Here is a 12,100-nt window from a genome sequence, read left to right as displayed (position 1 = left end):
TCCAGATACTGCCGTTCTATTTCAGTGAGACACACAACGTATTTCTTGGGCATTGCCTGGGTAACTCGATCAACTAGCTCTATCTTACCCCAGAAGCCTGTCAAGCTTTTATTGACTGACCACTAGTAGTCATCCTGAACAAGGGCGTCGGGGGCTGGTACTGTTAAGCCTGATCCTTTGACAGGTAAAATTAAGAATGCACAACTATGGTTGTCCAAAGTTAAGCAATGATAAGTCAAAAGTAGATTACGGTGACTGTTATCTCAGATAAATTAGCATTGCGAAAAAGCCTCCCTGAATATCTGTTGGAGTTGAAACAGATTACTGGCAGGGAAATTAAAAGCGAATCACTTTGCTCAATTGAGAATCTTGAAATAATTCGTGAGGCATCATCAACTGTATTGCAAGGCACGAGCACGAAAAAGTTTGTTATACAGTTCGACGAGAAGAACAGTAACAAATTTAAAGACTTTATAGTTAGCCTTGGTAAGGCCAATAGAAACCCAGTGTATGTATGGACAAAGAGATCCAACTTACATGGATTATGCAAGATTGATGTTATCAATTCAATTGATTTTTCCTTTCCATTTGATATTAATCCTGATGGTATAATCGTTTTCCTGACTGAGGATTTAAATGATAAGCTTTTGCTTGATTTCTATCGTGATTCAGAAGAGCGGGAGATGCTTGGGATAGAGTTACAAGGAAAGCATTGGACATCGGTTGCTGGCTGCTTGACAGAAGTAGGTGAAAGCCCATAGTGGCAGGATTTAGGAAAGAAGGTCATGCCGCAAAAACCTTCTAGTGCGATCGCTCTTTAAATTTTTCCTTGGAATGATTAAAATAGAGAGATAACGAATTACTATTTCTTTTGATTAAGATAATGTTGAATCTTGATTCGAAAAGTAAGAGCTAAGAGGGTAATAGTTTCGTAATATATACAAGTTGGGCTGTTCCTAGAATTTCTTGGCGGCGAATCCAATTAGGGCTTTGCTCAATCGACTTTTTCGTAATCAAATCTACTTCGCGCCCCAACACTGTTTCCAGTTCACGTTTCATTCGGACAAACTCTAAGAGGCCCCAATTCGCATCTGCTACAAAAGTGACCATGACATCAATGTCGCTGTCAGGTCTAAAATCCTCCCGTAGCACTGACCCAAAAAAGCACAATTCTTGGATTTTCCATCGCTGACAAAACTCTATCAGGGCGTCCTGAGGTAGTTGAAACTGCAACTCTGGTCTCAATTTCGCTCGCCTCCTAACTGCTTGCTAGCAATAATCACAGCCTGCCCATCTCACGCAAGTTTTTGATATCCTGCTCGAAATCTTCTACATCATAGTGAACGGGAATTTGGCGACTTGCGAGCAAGTGCTGAAATGCAACCCGATGCATCCCAGCCAATCGGTTGGCTTGAGCCAGTGTCAGTTTTTCCTTTTGAAACAACAAAACTGCGATTTCTTGTTTTAACTCACTTTCAGTCATGCGAGTTGCAGTTAGTATTTCATCAGGAATGATGATACTCATGGCTAAATTCCTCTCTATCACCACTATTGTATGAACTGAAATCAATAGCAAATAAGGTTCATCGAGCAATTCAAAGGATGCTAATTAGGTTGGGAGATCATAATGCCAGAGGCGAGTGAGGTTGCGGTTAAGTTTTGGGATGTTACCTATCGCCTCAAGCAGCGTGCTTTGGTCTCTCAACTGAATTTAGAAGTGCCACGTGGTGAAATTTTGGTTTTGCTGGGGCGGAGTGGCTGTGGCAAAACAACTACGTTGAAGTTGATCAATCGGTTGCTGCTGCCTACTAATGGCGAAGTTTGGGTAGAGGGCAAACCTACCAGCCATTGGAACCCGATTCAACTGCGGCGACGGGTGGGGTATGTAATTCAAGAAGTAGGATTGTTTCCGCATTTCACGGTGGCTCGGAATGTGGGTTTAGTGCCTGCCCTGGAAGGTTGGGAGCGCGATCGCCTGCATGCCCGTGTCAACCAACTGCTAGAACTTGTCGGTTTAGACCCCAAACAGTTTGCTCACCGTTACCCGCATGAACTTTCCGGTGGTCAACGACAACGGGTGGGTGTAGCGAGAGCCTTAGCTGCTGATCCGCCGTTATTGTTGATGGATGAACCGTTTGGAGCCCTTGATCCCATTACCCGCTTAGAAATTCAACGGGAGTTTCGCCAACTACAACAACAACTCGGCAAAACCGTGGTGTTTGTGACTCATGATGTCCAAGAAGCTTTCTTGCTCGCTTCTAAAATCGGCTTAATGCAGGACGGGCAATTACTGCTCTGGGGGACACCAGAAGAGTTTTTGCGATCGCCCCTGCCAGAAGTGCAAGCCTTTACCCAGTGCTTACAGCCGTTTAATGCCATACCAGGTCGGGAAGCCAGCCGATGAACTTGGGTGAGTTTTGGAGCCGTTATGCAGGTGAGATTATCCAGCGCACGCTAGAGCATATGCAGATGGTGGGGATTGCCTTGGCGATCGCGATTTGCTTTGGTATTCCTTTAGGGATTCTCGTCACTCGTAAGCCTCACCTTGGTAAACCCATTTTGGGATTTGCGAATGTGGTGCAAACGATTCCTAGTTTGGCGCTATTTGGCTTTTTGATCCCCGTACCAATCTTGGGCGGGATCGGCATTCAGACTGCAATCTTGGCATTAGTCCTTTACTCGCTGCTACCCATTATTCGTAGCACTTACACGGGGATCGTCAGTGTCGATCCGGCGATTCGGGAGGCAGGCGTGGGGATGGGGATGACAGATTGGCAATTATTGTGGCAAGTAGAACTGCCATTGGCCTCGAGTTTTATTTTGTCAGGGATTCGAGTTGCAGCGGTAATTGGAATTGGATTAGCAACGATCGCGGCGGCAGTGGGTGCAGGAGGATTGGGGGTCTTTATCTTTCGGGGCGTGGCAGTAGTAGATAATCAACTCATTCTGGCAGGAGCAATCCCAGCGGCAGTGCTGGCGCTATTGGCAGATTTTGGTTTCGGCTGGATTGAGCAACGGCTAACGCTAAAGGGTTCCCGATGAGAAGAACAGTGGTCTTGGGTTTAATTGCAAGTGTTTTGAGTTTGGCGATCGCAGGCTGTAACTCTAGCAATCAGCGCATTGTAGTCGGCTCCAAAAACTTTACCGAGCAAGTGATTTTAGGGGAGTTGCTGGCTCAAGAAATTGAAGCTAAGACCAATCTCGAAGTCGATCGCCGTTTGAACCTGGGGGGCACCTTCGTCTGCCATCAAGGAATTGTCGCAGGCGAGCTAGACGTTTATCCGGAATATACAGGCACAGCCTACACCGCAATTCTCAAAAAAGCTCCCATCAGCGATCCCCAAGCGGTCTATCAGCAAGTACAGCAAGCTTATGCTCAGCAGTTTCAGTTGGAATGGACGGAACCACTAGGCTTTAACAATACCTTCGCGATCGTGATTCGAGGTGATGAGGCTCGTAAAAACAATCTCACCACTCTATCTCAAGCCGCGAAATATACTCCACAGTGGCAAGCTGGGTTTGGCTACGAATTTCTAGAACGCGCCGACGGTTTTCCTGGTTTAGCCAAAACTTACAATCTCAAGTTTGCCAAACAGCCTAAAGTAATGGATCTAGGCTTGTTGTATCGCGCTCTCACCGACAAACAAGTTGATCTGGTCGCCGGAAACTCTACAGATGGCCTCATAGATTCCTTGGGTTTGGTGGTGCTACAAGACGATAAGCGATATTTCCCACCCTACGAAGCTGCTCCCATCGTTCGCCAGGAAACCTTACAAAAACACCCCGAACTGCGTCCAATCTTTCAGGGGCTTGCAGGCAAAATCTCCGAAACTGAAATGCGTCGCCTCAACTACGAAGTGGATGGCAAGCGCCGCGATGTAAAGCAAGTGGTAGAAGAATTCCGCAAGGCCAAAAACTTGTAAAGGCGATCGCCTCCCTGAATGTTTGGAGAAAAGCGATCGCCCTAGTTACTCCATGAACGCCTAACGACTGAAGTCGCGGCTATAAAAACAAAGGCCACCTGCGCGGCCTACAGTAAATGGTTGTAAATGTTTTGAGCCTGCGAAGGCAGGCTTCGCTTCTGTAGCCTCAGGCTTCAGCCTGGAGGAATCTTGGGTATTTAAGCAGCCGTTGGCTCTAACAATTGAATATTCGAGAACAGGAACTCCTGTGTGGAAGTTTGACCATTGGTTTCGGTGGAAATCGCCCGACGGTTCAGGATGGAGAAGTCGCCCACCTTCTCGTATTCATCTTCAAATAAGCTCTTGCCGCCTTTTTGCTCCCCTGTTTGGGGGTCGTGGTAAACCGAGTCATAGCGGTGAGATAGGTAGCCCTCACCCGTGTCGTGGCTGCTGAACGTGTTGATGGTGACCACAACGCCGTGAATGTGACGGTGGACCAAGCACACCTCGTTATCCCGGACCTTGTAGCGATCGCCTTCTGCCTTGCCCCCCATCAAGATTTCCACAGCACCCGTCTCATCGGTATCACCAAAAGAGAAGCTATTTTTGCCGTGGGTTTCTTCAAAGGTGCGACGAACTCGGTGAATGGCAATCTCAAATAGTTGACCGTGAATCGCTTGCTTTGCGTCTTCGTTCTCGATCCCCTCGACTTCGGGCTTAAAGCTAGCGCTGACTTGCACTTTGCCAGTAAACACCTGACCGTCGTGCTTCAAGGTGACATCAGCGGTATAGCCAGGGAAGCTTTTGTCCCAGGTATAGCGGTTTTCGTAAGCGGCTCTAAAAAGCTCTGGAGCGGATACTTGTGCAACTGTCATGGTTTATTTCCTACGTCTTCTGTTTTTGTTTCTTATTCTTAAGATAGAAGTCAGCCACCCAGACTGTATAGACCTCAAGTGGGTACACCTTAATTAATGGGCAAATCTCCACATAACTTTTTCCAAGCGATCGCTGATGCCCGTGATGAAGCAGAACTCCGCCTGCTGTTTATGCAAGAAGCGGGGAAGTACTTTGGTGCCGAGTGTTGGGGCCTATGTCTGCTGAATGAGCAATCGCAAGCGGCTGAAGTAGATATTCAAGGCGGGCCGAATGTGGATGCCTTTGTACAGCGCTACGAAAAAATCGGTCGCAGCACTGATCCCGTGTTGCGTTACGTGTTTGAGCACCATGCCCCGACTCACGAAGGAGTGGTGTTTGCAGGCAACGATTGGAAAGAATCGGAGCTGTACCAAAATTGCTACGCCTACTACGACCAAGAGCACGTAATGATGGGGCCGATCGTCAATTATGGCCGCTTAATCGGTGGTGCTTACTTTACTCGCGCCAGTGATGCTCCGGCATTTAACTTGCAAGATTTGGCGAGTTTGAGTGGTCTATGTTTGCATCTTTCAGCTCGTTTGGCTGTTTTCCGACCTCAAACATCCCCTCGTTTACAGCCCAGCATCAGCGATCGCCTCACCGAGCGCGAGCAACAAATTGCAGAACTAGTGGCTCAAGGACTGACCAACGCAGAAATTGGCGAAAAGCTTTGGATTACCCAAAACACCGTAAAACAAGCGCTGAAACGTATGTTCCGTAAGCTCAACGTCTCCACGCGCACCGAAATGGTAGCTCGCCTAGGAGATAGCCTTAATTCCTAGCGATACGCCCCTTTCACCTGCTTAAAGCATCTTTTCCTCCTCCTTCATCCCTCCTCCTTAATAAAAAAATCCCCTTATCTAAATTCAGACAAGGGGGAAATCTATTTATGTTTGAATGCGGAGAAGATTAGCCGTTTTTGGAGGCAGATGCCTGGGGTGCTGAAGAAGTTTTGACCACTTTCTTAACTGGCTTGGGCTTGGAGCCAGAGTTGAGACGAGGCTTGTCGTCAGTCACGATATCCTCATAAGCCTCAGATTGCATCCAAGCAGGACGGCTGCGATCGTAAATCATTTGCAGAGCAGCTGCAGCGATCGCGTGAGAGTCGTACTCTTCACCCAGCTGCGCCACGATTGGCAAGAAGGAAGCCATCCGCTCACCTGCTAATGCTTCACGCAATTGCGCTTGTAGCTTCTCGATGTGACGCGCTTCAATCTGAGCACGAGTGGGGATCGAACGAATCTCTAGACCTTGGCGGATGTGACGCTCAATATCCCGCAGCTTGCGGCGATCCAGGGGTTGAACCAGAGAGATTGCAGTTCCTTCTTTGCCTGCACGACCTGTCCGACCAATCCGGTGGACATAGTTTTCAACGCTATCAGGCAAATCGTAGTTGATCACGTGGGTGAGGTCATCAACGTGGATGCCACGAGCGGCAATGTCGGTAGCCACAACCCAACGAACTTGGGTTTCCCGGAAGCGATGTAAGAGGCGTTCCCGCTGGCTTTGGCTGAGGTCACCGTGATATTCATCCACGCTATGACCTGCGCCTTGCAGTTGACTGGTGAGTTCGGCAGCAGCTCGGCGAGTCCGTACAAAGATCAACGCTGATTCGGGATCTTCTAGTTCCAGAATCGGTTGCAAAGCTCTAGCTTTGGTGCAACCACGGGGCACCATGTAAGCAACTTGGTTAATCCGAGAAGGAGCGGCTTTGGGCTGCTCAATAGTGACCGTGATAGGCGATCGCAAGAATCGGTTGACCAGCTTGCGGATCGACGGTGGCATGGTAGCCGAGAAAAAAGCGGTGTGCCGCTCTGTGGGCACCTGGGTCAGGATTTTTTCAACATCGTCAATGAAGCCCATATTGAGCATTTCATCGGCTTCATCCAATACCAACCAACGCAGGTTGTTTAGCTTCAGGTCGCCACGGTCGAGTAAATCTAACACTCGTCCAGGAGTTCCTACGACTACCTGTACGCCTTGTCTGAGACGCATAATTTGGCGATCGATCGCTTGACCACCATAGATCGGTAGAATGTGCAGTCGTCGTTCATCATTGAAGGTACGAATGGCTTGACTGACTTGAACAGCCAACTCACGAGTGGGAGTTAGGATCAACGCCTGTACCCCTACCGCATTCAAATCAATCTGCTCTAGGATGGGCAGCGAAAAAGCAGCAGTCTTACCTGTACCCGTCTGGGCTTGGCCTACTACGTCACGGCCTGCCAACAGATGAGGAATGGCTTGGGCTTGAATTGCGCTGGGAGTGGTAAAACCGATCTTTTCTAGATGTTGAACGCGGGCTTCAGAGAGGCCGAGACTTTGAAACGAAAGAGTCATGCAGTTTAGTAAATAAGGGTCATGAATCGCATGGCATACTCCCGCCCCAAGCATGAAAAGCTTGGTCGCAGTTTTCTCGTCTCTTAGGGAGTCGCGGTGACTTTACCCTCAACGAGCTTCGACGGGATGCCGTCCGCCGTTTGAACCCTGCCCAAGACTGAGCGTATTGATCTAGAAGGTTTTATCCACTTGGGCAATTTGCAAGCTGTACCTCCTAAGGTACATTGCCAATAAAAACTTGCGGCTAGAACCCTCTACCTGGTCTCGCCAAGGTTCTTGTAACTAACCAGCGCTGATGAGCGCTTGGTCAATAGCTGTCATATTAAGAAATTTTACGACCTAAGTGACGAAATTGTCCAACCTTAATTTTTGTTAGGGTGCAACGCGACCATAAAGATCGTAAACATCAGCGTCGGCGATCGTAACTGGAACTAAGGTTCCCAGCGCTGCCTCGCCTTGAACATAGACAACGCCGTCAACTTCTGGAGCAAAGCGAATGGAACGCCCAACCAACTCGCCAGTTTCAGGATTTTCTTGCTCAATCAGAACGTTAACAGTTTTCCCGATTTCAGCTTGATTCTTCTTCAAGGAAATGGGTTGTTGAAGGGCCATCAACGCATCACGACGCTTGTCCATTATAGCTTGCGGTACTTGATTTGGCAGGCTATAGGCAGGAGTGCCCTCTTCAGCTGAAAAGGTAAACACGCCCACATGATCAAACTCATGCCGTTCTACGAACTGTAACAGGTGTTCGAAATGCTCATCAGTTTCCCCAGGGAAGCCGACAATAAAAGTGGTGCGGAGAACAGCATCAGGTAGGGCCGTTTTTAGCCGTTCGATGATGCTGTCGTTGACGCGACCTTGCCAAGGCCGATTCATCGCCCGCAGAATTTCTGGGTGAGAATGTTGCAACGGCAAATCCAGGTAAGGCAGAACGTTGGGTGTTTCCTGAATCGCTGCAATCACTTTGGGGGTGAGTCCCGTGGGATAGGCATAGTGCATGCGAATCCAAGGCACATTAACTTTCCCTAAAGCCCGCAGCAGTTCGTCCAACTTTGGCTCGCCGTAGATATCTAAACCGTAGTTGGTGGTGATTTGGGAGATCAAGATCAGCTCTTGCACGCCTTCAGCAGCCAATTGTTCAGCCTCGGCCACAATAGATTCGATGGTGCGCGATCGCTGATTGCCTCGGAGATGCGGAATAATGCAGAAGGCACAACGGTAATCGCAACCCTCTGCCACCCGCAGATAAGCGACGCCTTCCGTGGTGGTGCGATAACGAGGAGTAGTTTCGTCAGCGATATAAGTCGGCTCTGGCGTTACTTCCTTGACGCGCTCACCCGTTTCCACCCGCTGAATCACGTTGACGATTTTGTTGTAGTCACCTGTCCCAACTAGGGCCACGGCTTCCGGTAACTCGTTTAGCAACTCTTCTTGGAAGTGCTGGGCCATGCAACCCGTAATCACCACTTTCTTGTTGGCTTCAGCCAGCTCAACAATGGTGCGAACCGATTCCTCTCGCGCTGCTTGAATGAAGCTACAAGTGTTGACGATGACGTAGTCGGCCAAGTCTTCGTTGGTATCAACTTGATAGCCTGCTTCTACCAGCAGACCGAGCATGTGTTCAGTGTCAATTCGATTTTTCTCGCAACCTAAATGTGCGACGGAAATAGTTGGCTTATTGCCCATGAAGTTCAGAGTTCGGTAAGTATTAAGGAGATCAGCGTTGAGACAGGGAGAGGTCAGGCCGTTGAGACTGTTGCGATCGCCTTTCCAACCCCGCTGGTTTGCTGTCCGATGGAGGCCGTTGACTGCAATCGCCAAATAGCACGAGTCTCCATAGTACCGCACAATTTAACGGTTACAACATATTAAGTTGGTTCAATGATGACTAGTGCTAGCGATTGGCTGATGTCCACTTCGGCCTTGCTTGGGCTAACTAAAGTGATTTTGCAAAAGCGATCGCGAGTTTCAGAAAGGCTTACTGTTTGTTCGTAGCGTTGAAGCATTTACTGAAAGGTGGGCTAGCGAATCAATCTTTACAGCGAATAGAAGTGCGGTAAGAAGTTATCATTTTGATTATCTGACCTTTGCCGCTGAGTCCGAGATATTTGAAGCAAGTGGACTTAAATCACATATTCAAAACCGCGAATCCCATCATTGGTGTTGTGCATTTGCTGCCTTTACCAGCCTCGCCGCGTTGGGGAGGGAGCCTAAAGGCTGTCATCGATCGCGCTGAGCAAGAAGCTACAGCTTTGGCATCAGGCGGTGTAGATGGCATTATCGTAGAAAACTTTTTTGATGCTCCCTTTGCCAAAGACCGCGTTGATCCGGCTGTGGTGAGTGCCATGAGCTTGATTGTGCAACGGCTGATGCATCTTGTGACGGTGCCTATCGGGCTCAATGTGCTGCGTAACGATGCTCAGAGTGCAATAGCGATCGCGACCTGTGTGCAGGCTCACTTTATTCGAGTCAATGTTTTGACTGGGGTGATGGCAACTGACCAAGGTCTAATCGAAGGGCAAGCGCATCAACTCTTACGCTATCGTCGGGAACTGGGCAGCGATGTCAAAATCTTGGCGGATGTGCTAGTGAAGCACGCCCGACCCTTGGGATCACCTAATTTGACCACAGCGGTGCAAGAAACCATTGAGCGTGGTTTGGCCGATGGGGTGATCTTATCTGGTTGGGCCACGGGTAGCCCTCCCAGCTTGGAAGATTTGGAGCTGGCGACAGCAGCGGCAAATGGTACGCCTGTGTTTATTGGCAGTGGGGCGGATTGGGAAAATATCCCGACCCTAATTCAAGCGGCAGATGGGGTGATCGTCTCCAGCTCCTTGAAGCGGCATGGCCGCATTGAGCAGCCAGTAGACCCAATTCGGGTGAGCCGTTTTGTAGAGTCGATGCGTCGTAGTTTGGCGATGAAAGGGCAAGCAAAGCCTATGACCTCCATCACGGCCCATTCTTATTCGGAATAACCTGTTGCCAAGTGGAGTAGTCACTCACTTAATAGGGTGCTATAAGCTAGATTGGCAATGATCAAGTTCAGTTAATTGCACAGGGGTTTTATGAGACGCCGACGTTCTACTCCTTGGATTCATCGCTGGTCTCGCGTGATTATTGCCGCGATCGCGGCTGTGGGAGCTGTAGGAACAGGCTACCTAACCATCATCAAGCTGACAGGAGGGGCTGCGGCCTGTCCCACTAGCGGCTGCGAACAGGTACTTTCTAGCCCCTACGCCACAGTATTTGGCTTGCCATTGACGCTATTTGGTTTTTTGGCTTATGCCAGTATGGGGGGGTTGGCGATCGCGCCTTTAGTGGTGAATACTTCTGCCAACAAAGACTTGCACGCCAAGTTGGAAAACTGGACTTGGCCGCTAATGTTAGCGATCGGTACAGCAATGACGGTGTTTAGCGGTTACTTGATGTACCTGCTGGCATTTCAAATCAAAGCGTTATGCCTCTACTGTCTAGCGTCGGCGCTGTTCTCAATTAGCTTCCTGGTTCTGACAGTCATCGGTCGAACCTGGGAAGATGTCGGGCAACTCTTTTTCACAGGATTGGTCGTTGGGTTGGTGACCTTGGTCGGAACTCTGGGGGTTTACGCCAGCATTGACGGTACAGGCACTACGAGCGCGTCAGGTTCTGGTGCTGGAGAACCGGGTGCCTTGGTGACAACTCCTTCTAGCCCTGCTCAAATTGGTCTAGCGAAGCACCTCAGCCAAGTTGGAGCCAAAATGTATGGCGCTTACTGGTGTCCCCACTGCAATGACCAAAAACAATTGTTTGGTCGTGAGGGTGCCAAGCAAATTAATTACATTGAGTGCGATCCGGGCGGCCAGAACGCTCAACCTGGAGTCTGCAAAGCTCAGAAGATTGAAGGCTATCCGACTTGGGAAATCAATGGACAGTTTTTTGGGGGAACCCAATCTCTAGAAAAGCTGGCTGAATTGTCAGGTTATCAAGGCCCGAAGAACTTTCAGTAAGCTCTTGATCTAAAACTGGGGCCAAAATAAGTTTTTAATGCGATCGCAACTCTAGAGAAATTGGAGGGCGATCGCATTTGTTATTCTTGTAGGGGCGCTAGCGTAGCCATGCTCTGGGTTTGTCGAAGGCATAGAGGAGAAGGATTCAGCGATCGATTTTGGTGGCTCAAACTCGGGGACTACTGGAAAACAAGCTTTTGAGCCTTCTTAGAATCTGGAAAATCCCCAGATTTTGTAATTGTATGGGAGTCGTAACAACAGTATTTCTATTACAGAAGACTGCTATGACCGAACCAAGCAATAATTCTTCAGAAGATTCGCCGGAAAAGCCTTCCATTAAGTCTTTTCTTAAGAGACGTTCACTAATTAATGCTTCTAAGCAGGAACTTGAACAAGTTGCCCTAAACTTCCTCAAAGTTGACAATCTTCAGTTCAAGGTTCTTAATGGCAGTCCGAAAGTTGTCTTAAATCTCCCCATTACCTTGCCCGAACTTGAAGCGATTGATTTAGGATTCAGTCCGATTGGAGAGGTTCCACCACTTGCTTTAGTTGTCATAAAAGGCAATTTCGATGCAACCGAGTTTGTGCCCTCTGTTGAGGATGATGGAAAACTAAAGCCCTTTAAAACGCAATACATTGCTTATGTTGTCGATCTGCGTGCAGGCGTACCCACACTGACAGCGGCTGGACTTTCAGGCAAATACTTTCGGGATGTGTTGAATGATCCAGACATTCCAGATGAACCGAAAACTCCAATAGGTCCAGAGACGGGGCAGCCAGAAACTTTACCTGGTCCTAATATTCAATCTTTACCAAAACTTCCTTATGGAAGTTTAATTCCTGGTGGTTCTAAGCCTGAAAGACCCAATGCACCCAACCAATGAAGACGATTCTGACGGCAAGGCAGACTGAAGCAGCACAACGGACATTTGTGTGCATTGCCTGACTCTAGGG

General features: G+C 48.7%; 13 protein-coding genes. 8 read left to right on the top strand and 5 right to left on the bottom strand.

The genetic code is table 11. The features are described from left to right. Window positions 1-251 precede the first annotated feature (251 nt). Window positions 252-761 carry a hypothetical protein gene (locus tag KME12_05705; GenBank protein MBW4487267.1) on the top strand — a complete coding sequence of 170 codons (510 nt, stop codon included), beginning with the start codon at window positions 252-254 and terminating at the stop codon, window positions 759-761. Between the two features lie 151 nt (window positions 762-912). On the opposite strand, the gene KME12_05700 is transcribed toward KME12_05705, so the two are convergent. Further along, on the bottom strand, window positions 913-1,245 hold the full coding sequence (locus KME12_05700; protein ID MBW4487266.1) for a nucleotidyltransferase family protein: 333 nt from the start codon (window positions 1,243-1,245) through the stop codon (window positions 913-915). 34 nt (window positions 1,246-1,279) lie between these two features. Then, window positions 1,280-1,525, bottom strand: a complete 246-nt coding sequence (locus KME12_05695; protein MBW4487265.1) for a UPF0175 family protein — start codon at window positions 1,523-1,525, stop codon at window positions 1,280-1,282. Window positions 1,526-1,627: 102 nt separating this feature from the next. Between KME12_05695 and KME12_05690 the strand changes: the two genes are divergently transcribed. From KME12_05690 to KME12_05680, 3 genes are read left to right on the top strand one after another with little or no spacing between them, the layout of a single operon-like run. Then, window positions 1,628-2,404 carry an ATP-binding cassette domain-containing protein gene (locus KME12_05690; GenBank protein ID MBW4487264.1) on the top strand — a complete coding sequence of 259 codons (777 nt, stop codon included), beginning with the start codon at window positions 1,628-1,630 and terminating at the stop codon, window positions 2,402-2,404. Continuing rightward, window positions 2,401-3,042, top strand: a complete 642-nt coding sequence (locus KME12_05685) for an ABC transporter permease (protein MBW4487263.1) — start codon at window positions 2,401-2,403, stop codon at window positions 3,040-3,042. The genes KME12_05690 and KME12_05685 overlap by 4 nt, the downstream gene beginning before the upstream one ends. After that, window positions 3,039-3,923 carry an ABC transporter substrate-binding protein gene (locus tag KME12_05680; GenBank protein MBW4487262.1) on the top strand — a complete coding sequence of 295 codons (885 nt, stop codon included), beginning with the start codon at window positions 3,039-3,041 and terminating at the stop codon, window positions 3,921-3,923. Before KME12_05685 ends, KME12_05680 begins: the two co-directional genes overlap by 4 nt. Window positions 3,924-4,120: 197 nt before the next feature. Here KME12_05680 and KME12_05675 read toward each other — a convergent pair whose 3' ends face one another. Continuing rightward, window positions 4,121-4,777 carry a DUF3386 domain-containing protein gene (locus KME12_05675; protein MBW4487261.1) on the bottom strand — a complete coding sequence of 219 codons (657 nt, stop codon included), beginning with the start codon at window positions 4,775-4,777 and terminating at the stop codon, window positions 4,121-4,123. Between the two features lie 96 nt (window positions 4,778-4,873). Between KME12_05675 and KME12_05670 the strand changes: the two genes are divergently transcribed. Next, a complete protein-coding gene (locus KME12_05670) occupies window positions 4,874-5,599 on the top strand; it encodes a LuxR family transcriptional regulator (GenBank protein ID MBW4487260.1) in 726 nt (241 codons plus the stop codon). 127 nt (window positions 5,600-5,726) lie between these two features. Here KME12_05670 and KME12_05665 read toward each other — a convergent pair whose 3' ends face one another. Continuing rightward, window positions 5,727-7,157, bottom strand: a complete 1,431-nt coding sequence (locus KME12_05665; protein MBW4487259.1) for a DEAD/DEAH box helicase — start codon at window positions 7,155-7,157, stop codon at window positions 5,727-5,729. Window positions 7,158-7,529: 372 nt separating this feature from the next. Beyond that, the gene (gene rimO / locus KME12_05660; GenBank protein ID MBW4487258.1) at window positions 7,530-8,846 is read right to left on the bottom strand and encodes a 30S ribosomal protein S12 methylthiotransferase RimO; all 1,317 of its coding nucleotides are present in this window, start codon (window positions 8,844-8,846) and stop codon (window positions 7,530-7,532) included. 431 nt (window positions 8,847-9,277) lie between these two features. Here rimO and KME12_05655 point away from each other — a divergent pair, with 431 nt between their 5' ends. The 3 genes from KME12_05655 (at window position 9,278) to KME12_05645 (ending at window position 12,030) form a co-directional block, all read left to right on the top strand. Then, window positions 9,278-10,135: a BtpA/SgcQ family protein gene (locus KME12_05655; GenBank protein MBW4487257.1), complete on the top strand. Its 858-nt coding sequence runs from the start codon at window positions 9,278-9,280 to the stop codon at window positions 10,133-10,135. Window positions 10,136-10,225: 90 nt separating this feature from the next. Next, window positions 10,226-11,146, top strand: a complete 921-nt coding sequence (locus KME12_05650) for a vitamin K epoxide reductase family protein (GenBank protein MBW4487256.1) — start codon at window positions 10,226-10,228, stop codon at window positions 11,144-11,146. Between the two features lie 284 nt (window positions 11,147-11,430). Then, the gene (locus KME12_05645; GenBank protein ID MBW4487255.1) at window positions 11,431-12,030 is read left to right on the top strand and encodes a hypothetical protein; all 600 of its coding nucleotides are present in this window, start codon (window positions 11,431-11,433) and stop codon (window positions 12,028-12,030) included. Window positions 12,031-12,100 lie beyond the last annotated feature (70 nt).

Origin of the sequence: Trichocoleus desertorum ATA4-8-CV12 (assembly GCA_019358975.1) — a bacterium.
Lineage (GTDB): Bacteria > Cyanobacteriota > Cyanobacteriia > FACHB-46 > FACHB-46 > Trichocoleus > Trichocoleus desertorum_A.
This window is presented reverse-complemented; position numbering and strand designations above follow the sequence as displayed.